Here is a 25,021-nt window from a genome sequence, read left to right as displayed (position 1 = left end):
TCGAAATATTTACTGAAATCACAACGGCGCAGGGTTTGATGTTCTAAGTTGATTCCTAACGAAACCAACGACGGACAGAACTACCGAAAGTAGGGGTTTGTAACTCGATGCGTGAATATACTACCGAGGCGAAATACGTCATCGGCGAGGACGAAACGATTATTACCTCGCTGCAGGAGCTGGTGCAGAAGCGCCCGAAGCTGGTGCTTTTCACCCGCCCCAAGAACTTTGAGTGGGTAAATGTCACCGCTCAGGAGTTCTATGACGAGGCAAAGGGGGTCGCTAAGGGGCTAATTGCCAACGGCGTGCAGCCGGGCGACCGCGTAGCGCTGCTCAGTGAGACTCGCTACGAGTGGAACCTGATCAATACCGCCATCTGGATGGCAGGCGCTGCTGTTGTCCCGATTTACGGCTCTTCTTCGTCTGGCCAGATTCGTTGGATTATTGAAAACTCCGGTGCTGTTTTCGCATTTACCGAGTCGCGTGAGCACACCGACCGCATGAAGCCTCTGCTGGTCGAAAAGGGCACCGAGAACCCGGAGGGCGAGTCCCAGCTGCGTCGTGTGCTGGAGATTAACGCTTCCGCTACTGACACCATTAGCTACGAAGGCCGTGACATTGACGGCGACGAGGTCGAGCGCCGCATCAAGGACACCAAGGCCGACGACCTGGCAACCGTGATTTACACCTCCGGTACCACTGGTCGTCCGAAGGGCTGCGTGCTCCTGCACAGCAACTGGCTGGCGGAGGCCCGCGCCATCCTCACCAACGAGATTGGCCTGATTGCCCGTCCGGGTAACCGCATTCTGACCTTCCTGCCGTTGGCGCACGTGTTGGCTCACGCAGTGTCCCTGGCTTCGATGATTTCCGGTGCTACCCAGTCTCACTGGGCTGATACCAAGACCGTCACCCTGGAGTTCCAGCGTTCCCGTCCGCACATGATTCTCGGTGTGCCGCGCGTGTTCGAGAAGGTTCGTGACTCCGCCTACGCCTCCGCTAAGGAGAAGGGCGCATTCGGTCTGGCCATGTTCGAGCGTGCTGAGGCCACCGCCATCGAGTACTCCAAGGCGCTGGATACTCCGGCAGGCCCGTCGCGTGTCTTGAAGCTGCGTCGCCAGCTCTACGATCGCCTGCTGTTCTCGAAAATTCGCGCAGCTATGGGTGAGGCCGTGCAGTACACCATTTCCGGTGGTTCGGCTCTGTCCTCTGACCTCGGGCACTTCTTCCGTGGTCTCGGTGTGCCTGTCTACGAAGGCTACGGTCTGACTGAGTCCACGGCTGCCGTCACCGTGAACAACCCGAGCGAGCAAATCATTGGTACCGTCGGTCGTCCGGTCGGTGGCTGTTCCGCCGCTATCGCTGATGATGGCGAAGTTCTGCTGCGTGGTCCGGTTGTGTTCGACCGCTACTGGAAGAACGAAGAGGCTACCAAGGAAGCCTTCATCGACGGCGAATGGTTTAAGACTGGTGACCTCGGTGAGCTGACCGAAGAAGGCCACCTGAAGATCACCGGCCGCAAGAAGGACCTCATTGTCACCGCAGGTGGTAAGAATGTCGCGCCGGGTCCGATGGAAGACCGCATGCGTGCGCACCCGCTGGTGTCCCAGGCAGTCGTCATCGGCGATGGTCGTCCGTTCGTCTCCGTGTTGGTCACTCTCGATGAGGAGGCACTGGAGAAGTGGAAGATTGAGCACTCCGTCCCCGAGCACACCTCGATCCGTGAACTCGCTGCCTCCAGCGCAGTTTTGCGCGCCGAGATTCAGGACGCCGTCAACTCCGCTAACGAGCTGGTTTCTCACGCAGAGGCCATTAAGAAGTTCCATATTCTGGACAGTGACTTCACCGAGGAAAGCGGCGAGCTGACCCCGACCATGAAGGTCAAGCGCAACATTGTCATGGACAACTACTCGCGTGACATTGAGGCTCTCTACCAGCGTTAATTCACGGTCTACCCGCTGCCGATAGAAAACGGCAGCGTGTTGTTACCGCGCTAGCGCCCCTCACCCCATTAAGGTGAGGGGCGCTAGAAATTTTTAAGGAGTTTTCAGTTTTCGAAAGTCGGCATTCGTCAATATTCGAAAGCGGAAAACTGCAATGATGTCACCGGCACCGAAGATGTCGTGGGAGGGCGGGCAATGATTAACCACTTCGATGCTCGGCTACGCCTGCGCGAAGTGACCCAAGAGCTCTACGACATTGGTGACGAAGTTGCCGAACACATCGAGCACCTTGCTCAGGCGGTTGCTGATGTAGATCGTGAGCTGGTGGACGAATGTGTCCTCGAGCTCGCTGACATCGTCGACGAGGCCGTTGAGGACTGCCGCCCTCTGATTGGTGAGCTTGATGGTCTACGCCAAGCGTTTACCTCCGGCATTCGCTCGGGGCGCATCGGTACTCTTTCCTCCGCTTCGACACCGCGGCGACACCCACATCCGGCACCGAAGTCGCCGGATGTGCAGTCACTGTCGCTGATTCCGGCACCATTGCAGCATCCGGTTGCAGTCCCTACGGTCACGCAGGCAATGATTGCTCGCTCCGATGCCGTGGCTTCTTACCTGGAGGAACTCGCCGACTGGGTTTCCGCCGAAAACATCCGAGGCGTGGAAAAGATCGGTAGTGTGGTGCTTCCGCAGCTTTACGCACAGTCTGGCCGCCGAGCACTGTCCGCTGCCGCCGCTTGGTGTGTTGCTGTTCCCGAGACTCATCCGGCAGTTGCCAATGCGCTGCGCGGCCGTAGGCCTCCGGAGTTCCTGATGGAACGTGCCCGCATCGATGAAATTGTCCGCCGCGTCAAGCAACGTCGAGCCAAGGAGCATGCGTGAGCGAAGCCTCCGCACACACCGATTCCTTCGGTGTCTACTTACACGTCCCATTCTGTGCCACCCGTTGTGGCTACTGTGATTTCAACACGTACACGCCAGGTCAGCTGGGCAGTGGCGCAACGCAGGGAGACTACCTCGATGCCATCGTGGCCGAGCTCGAGATGGCCGTCGTAAAGCACCCCGAACTCGCGCGTGGCGCCGATACCGTGTTTATCGGCGGTGGTACGCCGTCGATGTTGGGGGCGAGTGGTCTTCGTCGTCTGCTCGACGGTGTGCGCAACAGCTTTGGGCTTGCCGACGATGCCGAGGTCACCACCGAGTCGAATCCCGAGTCGACCTCCCCGGAGTTTTTCGAAGGCCTGGCCGAGGCAGGGTTTACCCGTGTGAGCTTGGGCATGCAGTCGGCCGTGCCGCATGTGCTTACCACTCTGGATCGTACGCACACGCCGGGGCGTCCCGCGGCGGCAGTGGCGGAGGCACGCGCTGCCGGTTTTGAGCACATCAACCTCGACGTTATTTATGGCACGCCAGGGGAGTCGATGTCGGACCTCGATACGACGCTGGAGGCGGTACTGGCCACCGATGTCGACCATGTTTCGGCGTACTCGCTGATCGTCGAACCGGGTACTGCGATGGCGCGAAAGGTGCGTCGCGGTGAACTGCCCATGCCTGACGACGACGATCTCGCCGACCGCTACGAGCGCATCGATGCCGCACTGAGTCAAGCCGGTTTCTCCTGGTACGAGGTGTCCAACTGGGCGAAGCCGGGCGGCCAGTGTCGCCACAATATGCTCTACTGGCGCGATGGAAATTGGTGGGGTGCGGGCCCCGGTGCACATTCGCACCTGGATGGCACGAGGTTTTACAACGTCAAGCATCCGGCTCGCTACGCGGCGACCATTTCCGGCGGAGAGTTGCCGATTAAGGATTCAGAAAGGCTTACGGCCGAGGATCGGCACACTGAGAAGATTATGCTGGGCCTCCGTCTGGCCGAGGGCATCGATGCCAATCTGCTCGGTGAGAATGAGCTGGGTAAGGCACGTCGGCAAGCGGAAGCGGGCATGGTGGAGTTTGTTTCCGTCGATGGCGGCCAGCGGATTCAGCTGACCAATCGCGGTCGTTTGCTGGCCGACGCAATAATTGTTGACATCCTTAGTTAAACTATCCGCATGTCATCTCAGACGGATAAGCGCAGGCAGGAAGTTCTTCGGGCAATTGTCTCGGATTACGTAGCTTCCCAGGAGCCCGTTGGCTCGAAGGCTCTGGTGGAGCGCCACAATCTGGGTGTGTCCTCGGCGACCATTAGAAATGACATGGCGGTGCTGGAGGCCGAGGGGTATATCCAGCAGGAACATGCATCGTCCGGACGTATCCCGACTGAGAAGGGCTACCGCCTTTTTGTGGACAATCTTTCGCAGATTAAGCCGCTGTCCCGGGCTGAGCGCCGAGCTATCCTCGAGTTCCTCGAAGGCGGCGTCGATCTGGAGGACGTGCTGCGCCGCAGTGTGCAGCTGCTGGCCCAGCTAACTCGTCAGGTCGCAGTGGTGCAGGTGCCGACGCTGGAGGTCTCCCGCGTCCGGCACTGCGAGGTCGTACAGCTCGCCGACGCGCGATTGTTGCTGGTAGTCATCACTGACACCGGGCGCGTGGAGCAGCGCAATGTTGAGCTGCCAGCACCGATGGATCCCGATCTCGTGCCGCTCTTGCGTGAGCATTTCAACCGCGCAATGTCGGGGCACACGCTTGCCGACGCGTCGATTGCGATCTCCGATCTTGCGGCTAACGCCCCGCGTGATTTGCGGGATGTGCTTATTCGCTGCTCGACGGTGCTGGTGGAGTCGCTGATTGAAAAGCCGAATGACAGACTCATCCTGGCCGGAGCGTCGAATTTGACCCGTGGTAATATGGCCGGTCGCTTACCTTCTACGTTGCCCATGGTTCTTGAAGCTCTCGAAGAACAGGTGGTCGTACTGAAACTGCTGTCGGCCGCGCAGGATCTGCACCACGTTCGCGTTTCCATCGGTGAGGAAAACGAGGACGAGGAGCTGCGCGCTACCTCAGTTGTTTCAACTGGCTATGGCACCGGCACCGAAATTTTGGGTGGCATGGGCGTAGTTGGCCCCACATTTATGGATTATCCGGGAACAATTTCCTCGGTTGCTGCTGTTGCACAGTACGTTGGCCGGGTATTGAAAGGAAGTAGCTAAAGTTGGCACGCGACTATTACGGCATCCTCGGAGTGGAGAAGGACGCTACGGACGCTGAGATTAAGAAGGCGTACCGAAAGCTGGCGCTCAAGTACCACCCAGACCGTAATCCGGGTGATGAAGAAGCTGCGGAGAAGTTCCGTGAGGCCTCTGAGGCGAACGAGGTCCTCCTGGATCCTGAAAAGCGCCGGATTGTGGATATGGGAGGAGATCCTCTCAATCCGCAGGCCGGTATGCCAGGCGGTGGCTTCGGCGGTTTCGGCGGCGGCGGAGTCGGCGATATCTTCGAAGCATTTTTCGGCGGTGCCGGCGGGACCCGCCAGCGCCGCTCGCGTGTGCAGCCAGGTGCAGATGCGCTGCTGCGTATTTCGCTGGGCCTCGATGAGGCATTCACCGGTGTCCGCAAGCCCATCACGGTGGACACCGCGGTGCTGTGTGAGCAGTGCGAGGGAACTGGCTCGAAGTCCAAGTCCAAGCCGAAGATGTGTACCAGCTGTGATGGTACTGGCGAGATTCAGCAGGTCCAGCGTTCCTTCCTGGGCAATGTGATGACCTCGCGGCCGTGCCCGACTTGTGAGGGCACCGGCGAAATTATCCCCGATCCGTGTAACAACTGCGGTGGCGACGGCCGCGTGCGCGCTCGCCGTGATCTGACGGTAAACGTTCCGGCAGGTATCTCTGATGGCATGCGTATTCGCATGGCAGGTCAGGGCGAGGTCGGTCCGGGCGGTGGCCCGGCGGGTGACCTCTACGTGGAAGTTGCCATGGACCCGCACCCGGTATTCGAGCGTGAGGGCGATGACCTGCACTTTAACGTCCAGGTGCCCATGGCTGATGCCGCACTTGGTACCGAGTTTGAGGTCGACGACCTACTCGGCGAGCCAATGACCATCAAGGTTGATTCGGGCACCCAGCCGGCAGAGCAGATTCGCCTGTCGGGCAAGGGTATGCCACATCTGCGCGGCGAGGGCAACGGCGACGTGGTCGCACACGTCGATGTCACGGTGCCGACGAAGCTGGACCGCAAGTCCCGCGAGCTGCTGGAGAAGCTACGCGAGCACCGCGATGATGATGCCAAGGTGTCAGACTCGAGTGAGCGCAACGGTTTCTTCTCCCGTTTCCGCCGCCGTTAAAACAGCCACCCAAAGCCCCCTCCAGTGAGTGTGAAACACGCATGAGTTTGCCCGTATTCCTCGGTGAGTTCACCGAGCTGCCGCGCCCGGAAGAAATCATTCGAATCCTCGGGTCGGAGGCAAAACACATCAGCGTTCGCAGGCTGAAGGAGGGCTCGGAGATCCTTCTTGCCAATGGTGCGGACAAGGTGGTGCGAGCACAGCTCATGCACGTAGACCCTCGTGAGGTTCACGTTCGTGTGGTTGCCGCTGAGGAACGTCCACGTCCGCGCCCGCACGTCACTGTGGTGCAGGCGCTGCCGAAGTCGGATCGTGCTGAGCTTGCGGTCGATTTGATGACCGAGGCCGGGGTCGATGAGATTATCCCCTGGGCGGCCGTGAATTGTGTGGCCCGATGGCAGGGTACCGCGAAGGTCACTAAGGCCCGCGCCAAGTGGCAGTCGGCTGCGCGCGAGGCAGCCAAGCAGGCTCGTCGTGCATGGATTCCGCCGGTCGCTGACCTGCATAGCTCCGCTGATATTGAGCAACTCATCCGGGAAACCACGTCAGCAGGTGGTGTGGCAGCAGTTTTGCACGAGGAGGAAACAGCTCCGTTCGTGGACTTCGCCGCGCAGGCAGCAAACGCTGACAAGGTTCTTTTCATCGTCGGCCCAGAAGGGGGAGTCAGCCCTGGGGAACTCGAGGCCTTCCGCGCCGCAGGTGCTAGCTCGGTAGTACTCGGCCCGACAGTTCTCCGCAGCGCCCTCGCGGGAGCTGCTGCTCTTTGCGCACTGGGCCCGTTGACAAAGCGCTGGGGCGGCGCACCCACGCCTGGTCAGTAGGATAGACGCATAATGACAAAGTATTCAGTAACTGCTCGTACCACTGCCGTCGTCGAGCTCGATGACAATCTCGCGCCGATTGTGGTCGGTCATGCGGATCAGAACCTACGTCTGCTGGAATCTCTGCTGGCAGCGGATATTCATGTCCGCGGCGGAGTTGTGACAATCAAGGGTGCTCCGGCGGATGTTTCGTTGGCTGTCCGCGCGTTCAAGGAGCTAGAGGCAATGGCCCGTCGTGGGCACGAGCTCTCCCCGGAGTCGGTGCGGCACGCGGTGGGCATTGTGGATCGCGGTGAGAAGTCCGCCAGCGAGGTGCTCGGTGGCGGCATCGTGACGCATCGTGGCAAGACCGTGCGTCCCAAGACCGAGGGGCAAAAGAACTACGTCGATGCCATCGACCGCTATAACGTTGTTTTCGGTATCGGCCCCGCCGGTACGGGCAAGACCTTCCTGGCCATGGCCAAGGCTGTTGCTGCGTTGAAGAATAAGCAGGTCGAACGCATTATTCTGACTCGCCCCGCAGTGGAGGCCGGTGAAAACCTGGGCTTTCTGCCGGGTACTCTGCACGAGAAGATTGACCCCTACCTGCGCCCATTGCACGATGCGATGCGCGAAATGCTCGAGCCAGAGCTGATTCCAAAGCTGATGGAAACTGGGGTAGTGGAGGTCGCACCGCTGGCGTACATGCGCGGTCGTACCTTGAACAATGCGTTCATCATTCTCGACGAAGCACAGAACACTACTCCGGCGCAGATGAAAATGTTCCTCACCCGCCTGGGCTTCGGTTCGAAGATGGTCATCACCGGTGACGCCAGCCAGGTCGACCTGCCACGAGGGCAGAAGTCCGGTCTGGCTGTCGCCCGTGAGGTGCTGCGCGGTGTGCCGGGAATCGCTTTTCCGGCGTTGGTGGCCGCGGATGTGGTGCGCAACCCGCTGGTAACCGCAATTGTCGAGGCTTACGATGACTACGATGCCTATCACGAAGGTATTGAGCAGGGCGCCGAGTCCCCACAAAAGCGACAGTCCGCCACAAAGCGATAAAGGACGCTGAAATTACATGAGCATTGAAGTTTTCAACGAGTCCGGTCAGGGCGTCAATGAAGAGTCGCTTATCGACGTTGCCCGTTATGCGCTGGGCCGCCTGGACGTACATCCGGCAGCTGAGCTGAGCATTCACATTGTCGACTTGAAGACGATCGAAGACCTCCATGTGCGCTGGCTGGATCTGCCGGGGCCGACGGATGTGATGAGTTTCCCGATGGATGAGCTCACTCCTGGCTCTGGCCGACCAGATGCAGCTAGCCCAGGGCCTGCGATGCTGGGCGACATTGTGTTGTGCCCGGAGTTTGCCGCGGGGCAGGCTGAGCGTGCAGGCCATCCGCTGAGCCACGAGTTGGTTCTGCTCACCGTGCACGGCGTACTGCACCTGTTGGGTTATGACCATGTCACGGCGGAGGAAGAGCGTCAGATGTTCTCCCTGCAGAATGGCCTGTTGGCGGATTGGTACGACGACATCGATCGACGTGGCGTGAGCTTTTCCGAAAAACCAATTAACCCCAATGCGTTCCCGGAGCGTTCTAACGAGCGATGATCACTTTGATAATTGTCGCCGTTGTGGCGATGATCTGCGCTGGCGGACTCAACACAGTCGAAACTGCGGTCGCAGGCATTTCCCGTGCGCGCGTGGCAGAACTGCAGCGCGACGAGGTCGCAGGTGCTAATGCTCTTCTCAAGGTCGTAGAAAATCGCGCCCGGCACGTCAATGTGCTGGTGATCTTGCGTACGCTGTGCGAGTCAATCGGTGCAGTGACGCTGGCGGCGGTCTGTCTTAAGCTTTTCGAGCCGGAACGCTGGGCCATTGTGGCTGCAGTGGTGTTGCTGGCTCTGTTCACCTTCCTGGTCCTCGGGGTGTTTTCCCGCACGATGGGTCGGAAGAATCCGTACTCGATTTCCCTTGCCACCGCGGTCGTCCTGAGTTTTATGGCCAAGGTGTTGGGGCCACTGGAAAAGTTGCTGATTTGGTTCGGCAACATCATCACCCCTGGTGGTGGCTTCCGCGATGGCCCGTTCGCCACCGAAGTCGAGTTGCGCGAGATGGTCGATATCGCCCAGGAGCGCGGCATTGTGGAGCACGATGAGCGCCGCATGATTCAGTCTGTGTTTGATCTCGCGGAAACGTCGGCACGCGTAGTTATGGTTCCGCGCCCAGAGATGGTGTGGATCGAGGCGGATAAGCACTGTGGTCAGGCAGTGGCCCTATGCGTGAAGTCGGGTCACTCGCGGTTGCCGGTGATTGGCGAGAGCGTTGAGGACATCGTCGGCGTCATTTACTTGAAGGACATTGTCCAGCAGACGTACTCGCGTACTGATGGTGGCCGCGGTGTTCGCGTCTCCGAAGTCATGCGCGACTGCGTTTTTGTGCCCGACTCCAAGCCACTGGATGATCTGCTCGATGAAATGCAGCGCACCCGCAATCACATCGCCATTCTCATCGACGAATACGGATCGGTCGCCGGTCTTATCTCTATTGAGGACATCCTCGAGGAGATTGTCGGTGAGATTGCCGACGAATACGACGAGGCCGAGCAGGCCCCCATCGAACCACTGGGGGATGCCTCCTACCGCGTGCAGGCGCGCCTCAGCTTGGGCGAGCTCATAGAGCTTTACGACGAAGCCCACGGGCGCCAACTCGTCTTCGATGACGAGGTCACCGATGAGGTGGATACGGTCTCCGGTCTGTTGGCATATGAGCTTGGACGTGTGCCACTGCCCGGTTCGTACGTAGAATATGCAGGACTGAAGTTTACCGCCGAGGGCTCGCGTGACCGTCGTGGTCGTATGCGGGTACGCACTGTGGTGGTGGAGCCGACTGCGGAGTTTTACTCCGAGGAAGAAGATACTGATGGGCAATCTTGATGACATGCTGGCCAATGCTGGACTTGGCGGAGATGCTGATGATTACAGTGCGCCGGAGGGCTTTCGCTCTGGGTTCGTTTCCATTGTGGGGCGTCCGAATACCGGTAAGTCCACGCTGACCAATTCCCTGGTGGGCGAGAAGATCGCTATTACCGCTAACCAGCCGGAAACCACGCGTCATCCAGTCCGAGGTGTAGTCCACCGCGAGAACTGTCAGATTGTTGTCGTGGATACGCCAGGTCTGCACAAGCCACGCACGCTGCTCGGTGAACGCCTGAATGACATGGTTCAGGAGACCTACTCCGATGTGGACTTGGTCGCGATGGTCGTGCCTGCCGACGAGAAAATTGGTCCCGGTGACCGTTGGATTTACGAGAACGTCTCCAAAGGTTGCAAGAACATCATGGGCATTGTGTCCAAGGTGGATAAGGTCTCGCGCGACACCATTATTGAGCGCCTGATCGAGCTGCAGGAGTTGCTCGGTCCGGATGCTGAGTTGGTTCCACTGTCGTCGAAGTCCGGGGAGAATATCAATACGCTGATTGATGTCATGGCTTCCCAGTTGCCGGAGGGCCCACGCCTGTACCCAAAGGGGCACATCACCGATGAGGATCTGCACACCCGGATGGCGGAGCTCATTCGCGAGGCGGCCCTCGGCGGTCTGCGCGATGAGTTGCCGCACTCCGTGGCAGTCCAGATTGATGAGGTGCTGCCGAACCAGGACCGCGAAGGCGTCCTGGATGTCCACGCCGTTATCTATGTCGAGCGTTCGGGGCAGAAGTCCATCCTCATGGGGCGCGACGGTCGACGCATGGGCACCACCATTCACAAGGCTCGTAAGGAACTCATTGCGCTGCTCGGTCAGAATGTTTACCTCGACCTGCGCGTGAAGGTGCTGAAGGACTGGCAGTCGGACCCGAAGCAGCTGGGCAAGTTGGGATTCTAAAAAGTTGGTCGAGCCGTATCGCGACCGTGCGCTGGTCGTACGCCGCTACGACCTCGGCGAAGCCGATCGCATCATCGTCCTTTTCACCCGCGACCACGGCCTAGTCCGCGGTGTCGCCAAAGGCGTGCGGCGCGCGAAGAGCCGCTTCGGCTCCCGCCTCTCACCATTCGTCGACGTGGATGTCAACATCTACCCACGCCGAGGACTGTCCACTATCGCAGGCGCAGATACCGTGCGCACGTGGGCAGCACCGCTTGTCGACGACTATGCGCGCTACACCTGTGCGTGTGCAGTCCTGGACGTCGCCGAACGCATTGTCGGCGAGGAGCAAGTGCCGGCTCCCGAATTGTGGGATCTCACCACCCAATCGCTCGACGACGTTGCGGCCGGTCGCCATCGCCCCGATTTGTTGCTGACCTCCTACATCCTGCGAGCAATGGCGCAGGCAGGTTGGCAGCCAAGCCTCTTTGAATGCGCAGGCTGCGGCAAAGCCGGCCCGCACCACGCGTTTTCTCCCGCACTGGGCGGAGCAGTGTGCACTAACTGCCGGCCACCGGGTGCAGATACTCCGCCGACCGAGGTTCTGCATCTAATGTGGCAGCTTGCTCATGAGCAATGGGCGGGCATCGATACGTCGTCAAGCGAATTCGAGGGGCGGATGGCGACGGCGCGTACCCTAACGGCGAAGTACCTGCAGTACTACCTGGGCCGCCGGGTGCCGGCGCTGGAACATGTGGATGCTTTTTGGCAGTAAACAGTAGCGGTGGGGCACAATAGGAAGCGTGTTGAATCCTCCTGTACCGCAGCAATTCGTGCCCAATCACATCGCGCTCGTGATGGACGGCAATGGTAGATGGGCCGAACAGCGTGGGCTCAAACGCACCGAGGGGCACAAGCGTGGTGAGGCCGTGCTGATGGAGTGCGTCGATGCTTGTTTGGAGATGGGCGTCAAGCACCTGTCGGCTTACGCATTTTCCACTGAGAATTGGCGCCGTTCGGTCGATGAGGTCCGATTCCTTATGGGCTTTAATCGCGATGTGCTGTGCCGACGTCGTGATGAGTTGGATTCGAAGAACGTTCGCGTGCGTTGGGCAGGGCGTCGCCCGCGACTGTGGCGCTCGGTTATTAAGGAACTTGAGATTGCCGAGGAGCAGACGAAGGACAATGACGCGCTAACTCTGTATATGTGCGTCAACTACGGTGGTCGCGCTGAAATTGTTGATGCTGCTAGAGAGATTGCTCGTCAGGCAGCAGCGGGGGAGCTCAGCGAATATGACTTGACCGAGAAGTCTTTCGCACAGTTCCTGGATGAGCCGACTATGCCGGATGTTGATCTGTTCCTGCGTCCATCGGGCGAGCAGCGCACGTCCAACTTCTTAATCTGGCAGTCCGCCTATGCGGAGATGGTCTATCAGGACAAGCTTTTCCCGGATTTCGGTCGGGATGACATACGCGCCGCAGTGGTGGAGTACGCCAAGCGCGACCGTAGGTTCGGCAAGGCCTAGAGCCGATATTTTTTAGGGGGGGGAGGGAGCCCGGGCTACTTCTTCTGGCAGTCCCTGCACAGGCCGAAGACCTCAGCAGTGTGCCCGGTCAGATTAAAACCGTGCTCCTCCGCAAGGCTGTGAGCCCACTGCTCGACAGGGCCGCCGGCGACTTCAACGGTGCTGCCGCAATCGGTGCAGACCAGGTGATGATGGTGGTGGTCACCGCACAGCCGGTAGAGAGCCTCTCCGGAGGCATTGTGCAGAACATCGACAATGTCCATTTCTGCAAGGGACTGGAGCGTCCGATAGACCGTCGTCAAGCCGACCTTGTCCCCACGTTCCGTCAGCGACTTATGAATGTCAGCAGCGGAGCGAAAATTAGGGGCCTCACTCATAATCGACACGACGGCGCGGCGTTGGCGAGTACTGCGCTGGCCGATGCGGGTTGCGGCCGGCCGCGCGGAGGCGTGTGCCCCGGTGCTAGCGGGGGAGCCCGTACCACGTGGGTTTTCGCCAGAACTAACTTCGTGCATATCTTCGCCAGCCATGTAACCGACACTACCCGGTATCGGTTGGACAAGATGCGCTAGAGTATAGGGGAACTTTTAACTGGCCTGTTGGGGTCAGTACATTTTGCTTTTCATTATGTCGTTCGCCGCACGGAACGGGCTGAATTGTGTGCCCGGAAAAGGCGTGTGGTGTGCGATGCGAAGCCATTTATAAGGAGTGGTCTAGACCGTGGCACCTAAGTCAGTTGTCGATACCGTCGCCAACCTGTGTAAGCGCAGGGGGTTCGTTTACCCGTGTGGTGAAATTTACGGCGGTACCCGCTCGGCATGGGATTACGGTCCCCTGGGTGTGGAGCTGAAGGAAAACATCAAGCGCCAGTGGTGGAAGACCTTCGTCACCGGCCGTAAGGATGTCGTCGGCCTGGATTCCTCCATTATCCTGCCGCGCCAGGTCTGGGAAGCTTCCGGCCACGTCGCTACCTTCACCGACCCGCTGGTGGAGTCCCTGCACACCCACAAGCGCTACCGCGCTGACCACCTGCTGGAGGCCTACGAGGCCAAGCACGGTCACCTGCCGGCCAATGGTTTGGCAGACGTTCCGGACCCGGAGACCGGTCAGCCGGGCAACTGGACCGAGCCGCAGATGTTCTCCGGTCTGATGAAGACCTTCCTCGGCCCGGTCGACAATGAGCAGGGCCTGCACTACATGCGCCCGGAGACCGCTCAGGGTATCTTCGTCAACTTCAAGAACGTTATGACCACGGCTCGCCTGAAGCCACCGTTCGGTATCGGCCAGACCGGTAAGGCATTCCGCAACGAGATCACCCCGGGTAACTTCATCTTCCGTACCCGCGAGTTCGAACAGATGGAGATCGAGTACTTCGTCGCACCGGACCAGGCGGAAGAGAAGTTCGATGAGTGGGTCGACGCCTGCTGGAACTGGTTCATTGACCTGGGCGTTAACCCGGAGAACATGCGTCAGTTCGACGTTCCGAAGGAAGAGCGCGCTCACTACTCTGCACGCACGATTGACTTCGAGTACCGCTTCCACTTCCAGGGCAACGAGTGGGGCGAGCTGATGGGTGTCGCCAACCGTACGGACTACGACCTCGGCTGCCACATCGAGCACTCCAAGGAAGACCTGCGTTACCACGACCAGGTCACCGGCGAAAAGTACGTTCCGTACGTCATTGAGCCGTCCTTCGGTCTGACCCGCGCCTTGATGGCCTTCCTGTGTGATGCCTACACCGAGGAAGAGGTGCCGAACGCAAAGGGCGGCACCGACACCCGTACCGTGCTGAAGCTAGACCCGCGTCTGTCGCCGGTTAAGGTTGCTGTTCTGCCGCTGTCGAAGAAGGACACCCTGACTCCGACCGCTGAGGCTGTCGCGGACAAGCTGCGCCAGTACTGGGCCGTCGATTACGACACCTCCGGTGCTATCGGCCGTCGTTACCGTCGCCAGGATGAGATCGGTACTCCGTTCTGTGTCACCGTTGACTTCGATACTCTCGAGGACAACGCTGTGACCGTCCGTGACCGCGACACCATGGAGCAGGAGCGCGTCAAGATTGACGAGCTGGAAGGCTACCTCGCAGCTCGCCTGGTGGGCTGCTAATGGCCGAAGAAGTTTTTTGGGAATCCTATAGTCTCGGCGACGGCTCTCGGGAAAAATCCGAGCAAACCTGGCCGATTCTGAAGGAAAGCACCGAAGTCGGCACGTACATCCGTGATGAGCAGGGCGATCGCCTCAACACCCCGGAAGGGGAGTGGGTCATTGATGCCTCTGCTAATCACCGTGTTTCCGCCACGCTTCCCAACGGCCGCGTGTTCTCGACCGTTGCTGCTGACCGTGACAAGATTTCGCGAGCCAAGCAGCTTTCAGTGACCTTTGGGCCGGATCGTCCTGAAGGCAAGCTGGTGTGCGAGGGATCGACGAACTACGTCATCGAGAATGCGAAGACCGGCGAGAAGTGGGGTCAGTTTACCGGTGCGTCCCGTGGCGTGCGCCACGCAGAGGTGCAGTTCGACACTGATGAGGGCCGTGCGCTGCCGGAAGAGGAGAAGATCTTCCTGGTCTACAGTGCTCGTCGAGTGCTGGAGTCCCGCATGGTTTCCTCTACCTGGATTCTCACTGTCTGCTTGCTCTTGCTGATTGCCTATATGATTTGGGTGTGGATCGTGTAGCAACTATTGCAGACGGCGTCGTTTACGACGAGAACCAAAAGGCCCTGTCCGACGGCTGGAGCTGTCAGGACGGGGTCTTTAGTGCTTTCTGGATCACCTCGTCACAAGGGCGTGGCTGGCAGGTGAAAGCCCGCTTTTTTAGCACGAACGCGCTAGTGATGACGAATCCGGATGAGGGGGATTCTTTCGTCCTAAACAGAGAAGGACGGGGAATTCGCACGGTCTTCGACATCGAGCGGCCAGGCTATGAGCTCGCCCGAATCGTCAGAGAGGACAGTCTAGGCCGAGGGGTATTTGGTGTCTATGCCCAGAAAGGAGACTTCCGGGGGAGTTTCGAAGACTGGCTGATTGCCGCCGCTCTGGCGACGTGGTCTGTGGATGGACCACGCCAGATGCGAATTTAGGCGGGAATCTAGAAGCCCATTGTGCTGCCGGAGCCGCCTGGTCGGCTCGAACCTCCGCCGAAACCGCCGAAGCCACCGATGCTGCCACCAAAGCCGCTGTTGTTGCTGAGCATGCTTCCCAGCACCATGCCGGCGACCATCGATCCGTTGCTGCCGCCACCGCGGCGCTGATCCTGGTAGCGGCGGATGTCACGGCGGGCCAAGTCAGCGGCCTCAGCCGCGAGCTTGCGCGCACGACGTGCGTAGGCCAACGCCTTTCGCGGATCGTCGTTGGCCAAGCCCTGAGCAGAGCCGTAAGCACGCTGCGCCTCCGCGAGGCGAGTGCGAGCCTCAGCGCCAACCACACGGCGGCGGGTAGCAATTAAGTCAGCCGCGGCGCGAATGTGATTGTCGGCATCCTGCATGCTGTGCTGCAAAGTAGCGGTAGCGCGGGCGAACGACGCGGCCTTGTCTCGAGCGGAGTCGAGGGCTTCGTCGAGCAGCTCATCGGCATCGGTCAGTGCGGTCCAGGAACTCAGTGGATCCACTTCGGACTTATTGGCTGCCACACCGAGTGCTTCACGGCCTGCTTCGATGGCCGCATTGAGACGCTCGCGGTTGATGTTGGCGCCTTGCGGTGCCGACATCAGGTGCGAGGCCTCATCGATTTCACCGCGGACCTCGGCGATAAGGGAAGCCAGTCCAGCGACTGCAGCGTGAATATCGCTATCGGCGTGTTCAATGGCCTCCAGAAGACTCTCTGCCTGTGTGAGCGCAAAGTCGGTGGCCGACACCGCATCAATCAGACCACCTTGCTCACCGGCAGGTAGGTCCGCGATGCGGCGGGCCTCAGACATTGACTGGTCAGCCTGATTCAGGTGCTCCGTGGCCATGTCGATATTGTCGGTCACAGAGCTGAGCATCTGCTCTTCGTAACGTGCGCGCAGACCATCGAGAATTTCGCCGGCACGCGGCATACGTGAACGCAGCTCGACACTTCGCTGAGTGAGCTTCGAAATCGTCGCTTCAGCATTCATCAACTCCTGGCGGAGTTTCTGGAAGTTTGCGGCCTCGCCGTCGAGCTGGTCATCCGCAACACCACAGGTGGAGATAATCTCCAGCAGGACACTGCGGCGCTCGATTTCGTCGGACACGGAGCCGTCGTCAAGCTGTTGGCGAAGTGCAAACGCACGCTCGAGCGTGGACTGAGAGTGCTTCAGTGCGTTGTCGAAGCTGCGGATGCGTTCGGTGCCGAACTCAGCGCGGGCGAGGTCGAGCTCGGTGCGGGCTTTGCGAATGGACTCATCGGTACTGACAATCTCATCGTGCGCAAGAACATCGAGTGAGCTGGTGCTCAGCGAGTCCAGCGAAGAGACATCCTTGGGGTCGATGTTGCGGCCACGAGCGATCTCCTCCTCATCGCGCTTCTTCTTATTGCGGCGGCCCACGGCCCAGGTGGCGCCACCGACAACGGCGGCACCACCGAGGCCGGCGCCGAGTGCCCACCCACCGGCGGAGCCGCTGCCACCGCCTGCCTCGGCGATGGCAGCTTCACCCGCAGCTGCCCAGTTGTCATCCTCTAACAACTGCCCTTGAGCTGCTCTGTTGATGGCCTCCGCGTTGCGGGGGAAGGAGTCTCCGACGAAAGCGCCGAGGTTTCGGTCTTCCACGGCGACGACCAGGACACCGCGGTTGTCGGCAGCTCCGAGGTGCTCCCAGGCCTGCTGCGCCCACTGTTCGCCCTGAATGCCGTCGAAGCTCTTGATGTAAAACACCGAGAACAGGAGTCGCTTCTCTGTCTTGAGCTGCTGAATCTGCTCCTTCAGACGAGCTTCATCGCCGCCGCTCAGCACACCTGCGAGATCAGCCACCTCGCCCGACACATCCGCCGGTGCCTCGGCGTGCGCCAGGGATGCTGACGGTGCGAGTGCCAGCAGCGAAGCAGGTGCGTGAACCGGTGGCTGTGCCGGTAGTGCGGCAGTAATTAGCGGCATGCTCAGGCCGAGAAAAGCACCCGATGCGGCAAGGTAAAGGGGGCGAAACACGCGATTCCTGTCAGACATATCTACAAGGATACGTAACAATAATTACGTGGCCGGTAAATTTTCGTATTCATCTTTTGAACTCGCTCGTATTGTCGAGGAGTCTCCGAAGCAGTCATTGCTGCCCGGGGTGCAGTCCTTGGAAACCCACCGGGCGGCGTTTGCACGAGATCGCGCCCGCGTCCTGCACTCCGCAGCGCTGCGCAGGCTGGCTGACAAAACCCAGGTTGTGGGGCCAGGGGAGGGCGATACTCCCCGCACACGCCTGACTCACTCGCTGGAGGTCGCGCAGATTTCCCGCGGAATCGCCAGCGAGTTGGGTGCAGATGAGGATCTCGCAGAGCTGGCCGGCCTGACCCATGACATCGGGCATCCGCCGTATGGCCACAACGGCGAGCGCGCCCTCAACGAGATTGCCGCTGGGTGCGGCGGGTTTGAGGGCAACGCGCAGACGCTGCGTATTCTCACTCGCCTCGAGCCGAAGGTGCTCGATGGTACAGGTGAGCCCTGCGGACTCAATCTCACTCGGGCGGCGCTCGATGCGGCTTGTAAGTACCCGTGGACGCCAATCGGTCCCGATGGTCAGCTCCGCCACAAGTACGGGGCCTACCAGGAAGATGCCGCAATTCTGCAGTGGATTCGCCAGGGCGTTCCGCACGGCAAGCAGTGTCTTGAGGCGCAGATCATGGACTGGTCTGACGATGTCGCCTATTCCGTCCACGATGTCGAGGATGGCATCGTCTCTGGCCGCGTTGACCTGGGTGTTCTGTGGGACACGGTGGAACTGGCCGCACTCGCTGACAAGGGCGCTGCCGCATTTGGTGGCGATCCAGCGGAGCTCGTCGAGGCTGCCGGGCGTCTTGCCAGCTTGCCGGTGGTATCAGCTGCGGCGTCCTATGATGGTTCGCTGCGCTCGCTGGTCGCGCTGAAACGGATGACCTCGGAGCTGGTCGGCCGTTTTGTCACTGCTTCCGTCGCGGGTACGCGTGCTGCCTCCGGGTCGACGCTTCCGCTCGGGCGTTACGACGCGGACCTCGCCGTGCCCAGCTCGATTCTGGCCGAGGTCACCATGCTGAAGACCATCGCCGTGCTGTATGTGATGGATCTTCCGCGTCATATTCGCCGTCAGGAGCGTGAGCGCGATCGCCTTTTCCGGGTGGCCGAGTATCTGCAGGAGGGTGCTCCGGGAACGCTTGATCCGATGTTCCAGTGGCTCTATTCCCGGGCGGAGAGTGACCAAGCGCGGCTGCGGGTTATCGTTGATCAGCTAGCGTCGATGACGGAATCGCGTGTAGAGCGGCTTGATCGCCAGATTGCTGGTGTGGCTGCGGCGTGGGGGTAGTGCTGTCAGCGATTACTATTTTTGAAGTATCCGCTGAAGGCTACTACTGAGGTCATCGGAAAGCGCCTTCGTAGTCTCTGCGTCGGGCTTCGCATGCATGTAATCGAGGGCTAGTCCATTTACGATAGCTGTGATGAGCCGGGCCGTCTGAGCTATATCTCCAGGGACGTCTGCGGCGGACAGTGCTGAAATGAGATGGTCCTGGAATCTACTGAGTTCGTTCTGGTACTCCTGGGCCAGAACTTTGCGTGTTGATGCAGCGGCACCGAGGATAACCCACAGTGCTGCGTCTTCGCGCTGTATTGGGCCGATGGGGAGTAGTTCGAGCAGGGAGCGGTGGAGCTGTTCTAGCGGCGAGGTATTCGATTGAAAGCGTAACGACGAGACTCTTTCATGCTGTCGTGCTGCCGAGCGCAGAAGTGCCCTGCTGAGTAGTTCGTCTTTCGTGCCCATAAAATACTGCACTGTTCCAGGGGCTACGCCCGCCTGTTGAGCCACTTTTCGAACGCTGACAACGTCGAACCCCTGGTTAACAATTACTTTGATTGCTGCATCGGAAATGGCTTTTTCTTGAGGTGACATCATGCTCATATCCTAAAACTCCTTTGGGGTTTCATTCGCGCCACTTCCCGTACGACTGTATGATAGTTTACTATACGAATGTACGAGGGAGTGATGGAGATGGACTATCTTGTTCTTGTGGGGCTTGCGCTTCTTGACAGTCTCAGTGCTGGAACCCTGCTGATTCCAGTAGTGCTGCTCATCGTCTGGCGGAGGATGAGGGGCGCCGCATACGTTACTTATTTAGGGACAATTGTCTTGTCCTACTTTGCGGTTGGCATCGCGCTCTTTTTCGGCCTGCGTCAGGCTTTAGACGCAGTCTCAGGCATTGCATCCAACACCTGGTTCAGTTGGGTGATGATGGTTTTGGGTATTTTGTTAGCCGCTTACGGAATCCTGGCACCGAATCCCAAGAAACGGACTGTCGAAGAGGTACTTGAATCTCGGTCGGAGGACACGAAGAAAGGTTCTGCCGGCCTCCCCGCGATGGTGGGTTTAGCCTTAGCAGCAGCAGTTGTCGAGGTCGGTACGATGTTGCCGTACTTGGCGGCAATCGGAATCATTGAATCGATGGCAGTGCCTTTCGCAGTGCAACTGCTTATCCTCGCGCTCTACTGTGTAGTGATGATTTCGCCCGCAGTCATCGTTGGAGTGCTCTTCGCGGCCTTCGGAGATAAGGTCTACAACCGGGTAGTGAACGTTATCCCCCGGTTGGAATATGAAACAAAGGTCACTGTTTTGTGGGTGGCAGCAATAATTGGCATCGTTCTTGTTGCCCGGAGCGCAAATCAACTCGGTTTTATCGGGTAGCGCTGATTCCGCAGTAATACTTTGGCTCAGTCCTCCGCGTCAGGAATTTCGCAGAAGCTCTCGTAGTGGTCGTCGGTGTAGTACCAGACATCCGGATCGTTTTCGGAACCGCCGCCGACAACGATGCGGCGTGCACCGCGGCTGGAATTGCCCGGGGTGGTCACGGTGTATTCGCGGTAGTAGTCACCGCGCTCCTTCGGCAGGCGTCCCTCGTAGTTGCCGAAGTGCTTGCCGTCGTGCTGCGAGTAGATGTGGTCCTGGTCGGTCAGGATGCGGTCGATAACATCGTCGGCCTCCTGCGGCAGGGTATCTACTGCGCAGGTGGCACCCTTTGCACCCGACTTGTTGCTGCTCGAGTTAGGACCCGGCTTGGGATTCGACTTCGCGCTAGAGGCAGCGGAACTCTGCGATTCGGAACTCTGCGACCCCTGTGAGTCCTCCGACCCCGATGCGTTCTGATCTCCGCCATCGAGCCCGAAATAACTACCAGCCAGCACCAGGGCGGCAGCGCCTACGCCGCTCGCAATCTTCTTCCACTCAGCCATGGCTAGTATCTTTCCATATCTGTCACCGCCGGCACGTTTTTGGGTTGGGCGCGGGCGGCTCGTCGGCATGCGAAACCTCTACGGCGGAGTCGATTGGACGGTTTGGGTAAGGTTATTTTCATGGCTAGGGGAAGAATTCCGGACTCCGATATCGCGGCAATCCGCGAACGGACTCCGATTGAGGAGATCGTTGCAGAATACGTGAACCTCAAACCGGCTGGCGCGGATTCTCTGAAAGGGCTTTCGCCTTTTAAAGACGAGCGCACGCCGTCGTTCCACGTACGCCCCAATCATGGCTACTACCACTGCTTTTCCACCGGCAAGGGCGGTGATGTATTCAGCTTCCTCATGGAGATGGAACACCTGTCTTTCCCGGAGGCTGTCGAAGCCTGTGCGGAGAAAATTGGCTTCCACATTAACTATGAGGGCGGCGGCACGGGCCGTCGCGAGGAACCGGGAACTCGCCAGCGTCTCATCGCCGCAAACCGCGAGGCACAGAAGTTCTACCGCGAACAGTTCTCCACTCCAGCGGCAGCGCCCGCGCGCGAGTTTCTGGAAAACCGCGGCTTCACCGCCGAGCACGCGGCCCAGTTCGGCTGTGGCTACTCGCCGGCCGGCTGGGACACTCTAACCAAGCACCTGCAGCGCCTGGGCTTTAGCTTCGAGGAGTTGGACAAGGCGGGTCTTTCCAAGATGGGGCGCATGGGGCCGATCGATCGTTTTCACCGTCGTCTCATGTGGCCGATCCGCAATATGTCCGGCGATGTCATCGGCTTTGGTGCCCGCAAGCTTTTCGACGATGACAATCTGGGCAAGTACATGAACACGCCCGAGACCATGCTGTACAAGAAGTCCAAGGTCCTCTTCGGCCTGGATCTGGCAAAGAAGGATATTGCCGCTGGTCATCAGGCTGTAATCGTGGAGGGCTACACCGACGTCATGGCCATGCACGCCTCGGGCGTGACCACAGCCGTCGCGTCCTGTGGCACCGCTTTCGGCGAGGAGCACCTCCAGCTGCTGCGACGTCTCATGCTCGACGACAACTTCTTCCGCGGCGAACTCATCTACACCTTCGACGGCGACGAGGCAGGACAGAAGGCCGCCATGCGCGCCTTCGAGGGGGAGCAGAACTTCACCGGCCAGTCCTACGTCGCGGTCGCGCCGGACGGCATGGATCCGTGTGATTTGCGCCAGAAGAAGGGGGAGGCCGCAGTCCGCGATCTCGTCGCTTCACGACGGCCATTGATCGAATTTGTCCTCCGCACACTTCTGGCCGACTATGACTTGACCACCGCTAATGGCAGGGTCTCCGGGCTGCGCCGAGTGGTGCCTGTCCTGGCCCAGCTCAAGGACGCGGCGCTGCGCGATGAGTATGCCCGCGAAGTTGCCGGCTGGATTGGCTGGAATGATGAAGCCGAGCTTGTGCAGCGCGTCCGCGAGGAGGCCAGTCGGCCACAGAATGAAAAGCGCACTCCCTACCAGCGTCGCCAAGAAGAGGCCCGGGCCCGTGAAGAGGCGGAGGAAGCGCGGCGCCGGCGCAACCCGGCACTGCCGTATCCAAACCCGAGGGACCCTGTGCTTTATGCGCAGCGTGAGGCCCTCAAGCTGGCAATTCAAGAGCCCGCTACCACCGGCCCGGTATTCGATGCGCTCGCACCTGAGACCTTTGGGCATCCGACATACCGAGCGGTATTCGACGCCATCATGGCTGCCGGGGGCGCCTGTGGGGAGGCGGCCACACAGCCACATAGCTGGGCGACCGCAATTATGGATCAGGCTCGGGAGGACGTCGTCAAGCATCTCGTGACTGAGCTGGGCGTGGAGCAAATCGCCGTCGATGCAGAGACGCTGCGCCCGTATGCGCAGGCGATTCTGGCGCGACTGCAGGAAGTGTGGGTCGGTGACCAAATTGCACAGCTGAAGGCGATGCTCTCGCGAATGCGGCCCTCAGATGACGAAACCGCCTACAACTCGCTGTTCGCGGACTTGCTCGCGATGGAGCAGTACCGCCGCGAACTGCAAGCAGAGGCGGTCAAGGTCGTGTTTGAGTAGCTAGTGGCTAGCGACTAGTAGCCGCGGCGAATCCACTCTTCCAAGTGCGGAGCCTCGCGGCCAATCGTCGTGTGGTCGCCATGACCCGTGCGGACAGTCGTTTCCGCAGGCAGAGTCAGCAGGTTGTCGCGGATGGAGTTAATAATCGTGTCGAAATCCGAGTAGGACCGACCGGTCGCCCCCGGACCGCCGGAAAACAGCGTGTCACCAGAGAACAACTCCGCGGCCTCCGGCACGTACAGGCAGCACGAGCCAGGGGAGTGACCCGGAGTGTTAATAATGACAACCTCCGTGCCTGCAATCTCCAGGCGCTGACCATGCGCGAGATCCTCGTGCGCCAGGTCCGGCCAGGACTGATCCCACAGCATCTGGTCGCCCGGGTGGACGAGCAGGGGAGCGTCGAGCTTCTCCTGCAGTTCAGGGGCCACAGTGATGTGGTCGTTGTGCGCGTGGGTGCATACAATCGCCTTTACCTTGCGACCGTCCACCGCATCAATAATCGGCTGCGCCTCATGCGCCGCATCGATGACAATGACCTCACGGTCATCGCCGAGCACCCATACGTTGTTGTCTACGTCCCACGTGCCACCATCGAGCGAGAACGTGCCCGACGTGAGAACGTGGTCAACCCTCAAATCCTTGTTCACAGCGCCACCACCGATCGCAGTACCTTACCGGCCTTCATAGTTTCGAAGGCCTCATCAACATCCTCAATGCCAATGCGCTCCGTCACGAAGCCCTCTAGTGGCAGGCGGTTCTGCAACGACAGATCCACCAGCATCGGGAAGTCGCGCTCTGGCAGGCAGTCGCCGTACCAGGACGACTTCAACGCACCACCGCGGCTAAACACATCCGCCAGCGGGATATCCAGCTCCATCGTCGGCGCCGGAACGCCGACCAGAACAACGCGTCCAGCCAGGTCACGGGCGTAGAACGCCTGCTTGTAGGTTTCCGGACGGCCGACCGCATCAATCACGACATCAGCACCGAAACCGTCGGTCAGCTCACGCACTCGCTTAACGACGGAATCCTCTTCCCCGGTGCCCTTATCGCTCTTGGCCAGCTCCGCAGAGTTAATGGTCTCGGTCGCGCCGAATTCGCGGGCGGTATCCAGCTTCTCGTCTGAGATGTCGATGGCAATAATCTTGCTAGCGCCGGCCAGCTTGGCACCGGCGATAGCGGCCGTACCAACGCCACCGCAGCCGATGACGGCTACCGATTCACCGCGCTTGACCTCGCCGGTGTTAATAGCCGCACCGATGCCGGCCATGACGCCGCAGCCAAGCAGGCCGGCAACGGCCGGATCGGCTGCCGAATCGACCTTGGTGCACTGGCCCTCGTGGACGAGGGTGGCATCCGCAAAAGCGCCGATTCCAAGTGCTGGGGTGAGGACGGTGCCGTCGGCAAGCGTCATGGGCTTGGAGGCGTTGAAAGTGCTAAAGCAGTACTGTGGCTCACCGCGCTTGCAGGCGCGGCACTCGCCACAGACGGCGCGCCAATTGAGGACAACGAAATCGCCGACGGCAACATGCGTGACCTCTTCGCCAATCTCGGAGACCACGCCTGCGGCCTCGTGGCCGAGGAAGAACGGGTACTCGTCGGTGATATCGCCGTCGCGGTAAGCCAGGTCTGTATGGCAGACGCCGCAGGCCTGGATGTCAACAATGACATCGTTCGGGCCCGGGGACGGGATGTGGATATCAGTAAGTTCTACAGGTGCGCCTTTTTCGTGTGCGATAACGCCGCGAACAACGCGTGCGGTTTGCTCGGTGTTTTCGGTTCCGTTGGTTTGTTCAGACATAAGCCCCATCGTATGAACGCGGTATGAAAAGTGCATGATGGAAAGCATTTTCAGTACTGGTAGGAGCTTTGTGGGCGCTGTGCGAGGTTGCGTGGATTGTGTGGATTGCGTGGCTCTGAGAACTCACAACGGTGTCATGACGTGTGGGAAAAGAAGGTCTAAATTGACCTTTGACCTGGCGATTTGTGAGTTTCAAGGGGTCTGGGTAAAGTATCTATCCGTCGCAAGGAACGGCATGGCCGAAGTACGGTTTAGCCGGTTCTGTGCGGTGGATATTCCTCCATAGCTCAATGGCAGAGCATTCGACTGTTAATCGAAGGGTTGCTGGTTCGAGTCCAGCTGGAGGAGCAATTAAGCCAGGTAGGACGATGTTTCCTACCTGGCTTTCTTGATTTCTAGGGCGCAAAAGTAGGGTTAAGTAGCAAAAAGGGGTTAAGTAAAGAAAAGTGTGTCTTTTCCG

At 59.6% G+C, this 25,021-nt stretch carries 24 protein-coding genes and 1 tRNA gene; 19 read left to right on the top strand and 6 right to left on the bottom strand.

The features are described from left to right. Positions 1-107: 107 nt before the first annotated feature. The 12 genes from HMPREF2787_RS08900 to HMPREF2787_RS08845 all read left to right on the top strand — a co-directional run bounded on the left by HMPREF2787_RS08900 (position 108) and on the right by HMPREF2787_RS08845 (position 12,350). On the top strand, positions 108-1,940 hold the full coding sequence (locus HMPREF2787_RS08900; protein WP_016423122.1) for an AMP-dependent synthetase/ligase: 1,833 nt from the start codon (positions 108-110) through the stop codon (positions 1,938-1,940). A 195-nt stretch (positions 1,941-2,135) separates the two neighbouring features. Then, on the top strand, positions 2,136-2,822 hold the full coding sequence (locus HMPREF2787_RS08895) for a hypothetical protein (protein ID WP_070429163.1): 687 nt from the start codon (positions 2,136-2,138) through the stop codon (positions 2,820-2,822). Next, positions 2,819-3,982, top strand: coding sequence for a radical SAM family heme chaperone HemW (gene hemW / locus HMPREF2787_RS08890; RefSeq protein WP_070859037.1), 1,164 nt, complete (start codon positions 2,819-2,821; stop codon positions 3,980-3,982). Before HMPREF2787_RS08895 ends, hemW begins: the two co-directional genes overlap by 4 nt. A 9-nt stretch (positions 3,983-3,991) precedes the next feature. Next, complete coding sequence (hrcA, locus tag HMPREF2787_RS08885; protein ID WP_016423119.1) at positions 3,992-5,029, top strand: heat-inducible transcriptional repressor HrcA; 1,038 nt, start codon at positions 3,992-3,994, stop codon at positions 5,027-5,029. 2 nt (positions 5,030-5,031) lie between these two features. Then, positions 5,032-6,162 carry a molecular chaperone DnaJ gene (gene dnaJ, locus HMPREF2787_RS08880; protein ID WP_016423118.1) on the top strand — a complete coding sequence of 377 codons (1,131 nt, stop codon included), beginning with the start codon at positions 5,032-5,034 and terminating at the stop codon, positions 6,160-6,162. Between the two features lie 41 nt (positions 6,163-6,203). Continuing rightward, entirely contained in the window at positions 6,204-6,983 is a 780-nt protein-coding gene (locus tag HMPREF2787_RS08875) for a 16S rRNA (uracil(1498)-N(3))-methyltransferase (RefSeq protein ID WP_069359237.1), read from the top strand. Between the two features lie 12 nt (positions 6,984-6,995). Next, positions 6,996-8,024 carry a PhoH family protein gene (locus HMPREF2787_RS08870; RefSeq protein ID WP_070859036.1) on the top strand — a complete coding sequence of 343 codons (1,029 nt, stop codon included), beginning with the start codon at positions 6,996-6,998 and terminating at the stop codon, positions 8,022-8,024. Positions 8,025-8,040: 16 nt separating this feature from the next. Beyond that, positions 8,041-8,574, top strand: coding sequence for an rRNA maturation RNase YbeY (gene ybeY, locus HMPREF2787_RS08865; protein WP_005511056.1), 534 nt, complete (start codon positions 8,041-8,043; stop codon positions 8,572-8,574). After that, positions 8,571-9,899, top strand: a complete 1,329-nt coding sequence (locus HMPREF2787_RS08860) for a hemolysin family protein (protein WP_016423115.1) — start codon at positions 8,571-8,573, stop codon at positions 9,897-9,899. Before ybeY ends, HMPREF2787_RS08860 begins: the two co-directional genes overlap by 4 nt. Before the next feature lie 4 nt (positions 9,900-9,903). Then, the gene (era, locus tag HMPREF2787_RS08855; protein ID WP_042389423.1) at positions 9,904-10,845 is read left to right on the top strand and encodes a GTPase Era; all 942 of its coding nucleotides are present in this window, start codon (positions 9,904-9,906) and stop codon (positions 10,843-10,845) included. Positions 10,846-10,849: 4 nt separating this feature from the next. Further along, positions 10,850-11,599 carry a DNA repair protein RecO gene (gene recO / locus HMPREF2787_RS08850; protein WP_016423113.1) on the top strand — a complete coding sequence of 250 codons (750 nt, stop codon included), beginning with the start codon at positions 10,850-10,852 and terminating at the stop codon, positions 11,597-11,599. Between the two features lie 28 nt (positions 11,600-11,627). Then, complete coding sequence (locus HMPREF2787_RS08845; RefSeq protein ID WP_168168059.1) at positions 11,628-12,350, top strand: isoprenyl transferase; 723 nt, start codon at positions 11,628-11,630, stop codon at positions 12,348-12,350. 35 nt (positions 12,351-12,385) lie between these two features. On the opposite strand, the gene HMPREF2787_RS08840 is transcribed toward HMPREF2787_RS08845, so the two are convergent. Further along, complete coding sequence (locus HMPREF2787_RS08840; protein WP_016423111.1) at positions 12,386-12,880, bottom strand: Fur family transcriptional regulator; 495 nt, start codon at positions 12,878-12,880, stop codon at positions 12,386-12,388. Positions 12,881-13,070: 190 nt separating this feature from the next. On the opposite strand from HMPREF2787_RS08840, the gene HMPREF2787_RS08835 reads away from it, so the two are divergent. Genes HMPREF2787_RS08835 through HMPREF2787_RS08825 form a run of 3 tightly spaced genes read left to right on the top strand, consistent with a single transcriptional unit; the run spans position 13,071 to position 15,429 of the window. After that, entirely contained in the window at positions 13,071-14,456 is a 1,386-nt protein-coding gene (locus HMPREF2787_RS08835) for a glycine--tRNA ligase (protein ID WP_070859034.1), read from the top strand. After that, the gene (locus HMPREF2787_RS08830; protein ID WP_016423109.1) at positions 14,456-15,025 is read left to right on the top strand and encodes a hypothetical protein; all 570 of its coding nucleotides are present in this window, start codon (positions 14,456-14,458) and stop codon (positions 15,023-15,025) included. The genes HMPREF2787_RS08835 and HMPREF2787_RS08830 overlap by 1 nt, the downstream gene beginning before the upstream one ends. Continuing rightward, positions 15,013-15,429: a hypothetical protein gene (locus HMPREF2787_RS08825; RefSeq protein WP_016423108.1), complete on the top strand. Its 417-nt coding sequence runs from the start codon at positions 15,013-15,015 to the stop codon at positions 15,427-15,429. The genes HMPREF2787_RS08830 and HMPREF2787_RS08825 overlap by 13 nt, the downstream gene beginning before the upstream one ends. A gap of 8 nt (positions 15,430-15,437) precedes the next feature. On the opposite strand, the gene HMPREF2787_RS08820 is transcribed toward HMPREF2787_RS08825, so the two are convergent. Further along, positions 15,438-17,471 (bottom strand): TPM domain-containing protein, encoded by a 2,034-nt coding sequence (locus tag HMPREF2787_RS08820; protein WP_246824269.1) that lies wholly within the window; start codon positions 17,469-17,471, stop codon positions 15,438-15,440. A gap of 28 nt (positions 17,472-17,499) precedes the next feature. Here HMPREF2787_RS08820 and HMPREF2787_RS08815 point away from each other — a divergent pair, with 28 nt between their 5' ends. Further along, the gene (locus HMPREF2787_RS08815; protein ID WP_048732682.1) at positions 17,500-18,792 is read left to right on the top strand and encodes a deoxyguanosinetriphosphate triphosphohydrolase; all 1,293 of its coding nucleotides are present in this window, start codon (positions 17,500-17,502) and stop codon (positions 18,790-18,792) included. A gap of 15 nt (positions 18,793-18,807) precedes the next feature. On the opposite strand, the gene HMPREF2787_RS08810 is transcribed toward HMPREF2787_RS08815, so the two are convergent. Continuing rightward, positions 18,808-19,383 (bottom strand): TetR/AcrR family transcriptional regulator, encoded by a 576-nt coding sequence (locus tag HMPREF2787_RS08810; RefSeq protein ID WP_048732681.1) that lies wholly within the window; start codon positions 19,381-19,383, stop codon positions 18,808-18,810. A 69-nt stretch (positions 19,384-19,452) separates the two neighbouring features. On the opposite strand from HMPREF2787_RS08810, the gene HMPREF2787_RS08805 reads away from it, so the two are divergent. Then, complete coding sequence (locus tag HMPREF2787_RS08805) at positions 19,453-20,163, top strand: GAP family protein (RefSeq protein WP_246824267.1); 711 nt, start codon at positions 19,453-19,455, stop codon at positions 20,161-20,163. Between the two features lie 26 nt (positions 20,164-20,189). On the opposite strand, the gene HMPREF2787_RS08800 is transcribed toward HMPREF2787_RS08805, so the two are convergent. Then, positions 20,190-20,708: a guanyl-specific ribonuclease gene (locus HMPREF2787_RS08800; protein ID WP_070859032.1), complete on the bottom strand. Its 519-nt coding sequence runs from the start codon at positions 20,706-20,708 to the stop codon at positions 20,190-20,192. 120 nt (positions 20,709-20,828) lie between these two features. Between HMPREF2787_RS08800 and dnaG the strand changes: the two genes are divergently transcribed. After that, the gene (gene dnaG, locus HMPREF2787_RS08795; RefSeq protein ID WP_080969560.1) at positions 20,829-22,760 is read left to right on the top strand and encodes a DNA primase; all 1,932 of its coding nucleotides are present in this window, start codon (positions 20,829-20,831) and stop codon (positions 22,758-22,760) included. 14 nt (positions 22,761-22,774) lie between these two features. Here the strand turns inward: dnaG and HMPREF2787_RS08790 are convergent, their stop codons facing one another. Together HMPREF2787_RS08790 and HMPREF2787_RS08785 are read right to left on the bottom strand one after the other, a co-directional pair. Then, complete coding sequence (locus HMPREF2787_RS08790) at positions 22,775-23,407, bottom strand: MBL fold metallo-hydrolase (RefSeq protein WP_070642011.1); 633 nt, start codon at positions 23,405-23,407, stop codon at positions 22,775-22,777. Then, positions 23,404-24,561, bottom strand: a complete 1,158-nt coding sequence (locus tag HMPREF2787_RS08785) for an S-(hydroxymethyl)mycothiol dehydrogenase (RefSeq protein WP_070859058.1) — start codon at positions 24,559-24,561, stop codon at positions 23,404-23,406. The genes HMPREF2787_RS08790 and HMPREF2787_RS08785 overlap by 4 nt, the downstream gene beginning before the upstream one ends. A 276-nt stretch (positions 24,562-24,837) precedes the next feature. On the opposite strand from HMPREF2787_RS08785, the gene HMPREF2787_RS08780 reads away from it, so the two are divergent. Beyond that, positions 24,838-24,909 (top strand) — tRNA-Asn (locus HMPREF2787_RS08780). Positions 24,910-25,021: the final 112 nt, after the last annotated feature.

The sequence above is a fragment of the Corynebacterium sp. HMSC061H03 genome (assembly GCF_001838215.1).
In the GTDB taxonomy this organism is placed as follows: Bacteria; Actinomycetota; Actinomycetes; order Mycobacteriales; family Mycobacteriaceae; genus Corynebacterium; species Corynebacterium jeikeium_D.
This window is presented reverse-complemented; position numbering and strand designations above follow the sequence as displayed.

Bases quoted from the DNA above. Each gene is read 5' to 3' on its own strand.
- HMPREF2787_RS08900 (WP_016423122.1), top strand. From the start codon at position 108: ATGCGTGAATATACTACCGAGGCGAAATACGTCATCGGCGAGGACGAA.
- HMPREF2787_RS08895 (WP_070429163.1), top strand. From the start codon at position 2,136: ATGATTAACCACTTCGATGCTCGGCTACGCCTGCGCGAAGTGACCCAA.
- hrcA (WP_016423119.1), top strand. From the start codon at position 3,992: ATGTCATCTCAGACGGATAAGCGCAGGCAGGAAGTTCTTCGGGCAATT.
- HMPREF2787_RS08875 (WP_069359237.1), top strand. From the start codon at position 6,204: ATGAGTTTGCCCGTATTCCTCGGTGAGTTCACCGAGCTGCCGCGCCCG.
- HMPREF2787_RS08870 (WP_070859036.1), top strand. From the start codon at position 6,996: ATGACAAAGTATTCAGTAACTGCTCGTACCACTGCCGTCGTCGAGCTC.
- ybeY (WP_005511056.1), top strand. From the start codon at position 8,041: ATGAGCATTGAAGTTTTCAACGAGTCCGGTCAGGGCGTCAATGAAGAG.
- HMPREF2787_RS08860 (WP_016423115.1), top strand. From the start codon at position 8,571: ATGATCACTTTGATAATTGTCGCCGTTGTGGCGATGATCTGCGCTGGC.
- era (WP_042389423.1), top strand. From the start codon at position 9,904: ATGCTGGCCAATGCTGGACTTGGCGGAGATGCTGATGATTACAGTGCG.
- HMPREF2787_RS08840 (WP_016423111.1), bottom strand. From the start codon at position 12,880: ATGGCTGGCGAAGATATGCACGAAGTTAGTTCTGGCGAAAACCCACGT.
- HMPREF2787_RS08830 (WP_016423109.1), top strand. From the start codon at position 14,456: ATGGCCGAAGAAGTTTTTTGGGAATCCTATAGTCTCGGCGACGGCTCT.
- HMPREF2787_RS08820 (WP_246824269.1), bottom strand. From the start codon at position 17,471: ATGTCTGACAGGAATCGCGTGTTTCGCCCCCTTTACCTTGCCGCATCG.
- HMPREF2787_RS08810 (WP_048732681.1), bottom strand. From the start codon at position 19,383: ATGAGCATGATGTCACCTCAAGAAAAAGCCATTTCCGATGCAGCAATC.
- HMPREF2787_RS08805 (WP_246824267.1), top strand. From the start codon at position 19,453: ATGTACGAGGGAGTGATGGAGATGGACTATCTTGTTCTTGTGGGGCTT.
- HMPREF2787_RS08800 (WP_070859032.1), bottom strand. From the start codon at position 20,708: ATGGCTGAGTGGAAGAAGATTGCGAGCGGCGTAGGCGCTGCCGCCCTG.
- dnaG (WP_080969560.1), top strand. From the start codon at position 20,829: ATGGCTAGGGGAAGAATTCCGGACTCCGATATCGCGGCAATCCGCGAA.
- HMPREF2787_RS08785 (WP_070859058.1), bottom strand. From the start codon at position 24,561: ATGTCTGAACAAACCAACGGAACCGAAAACACCGAGCAAACCGCACGC.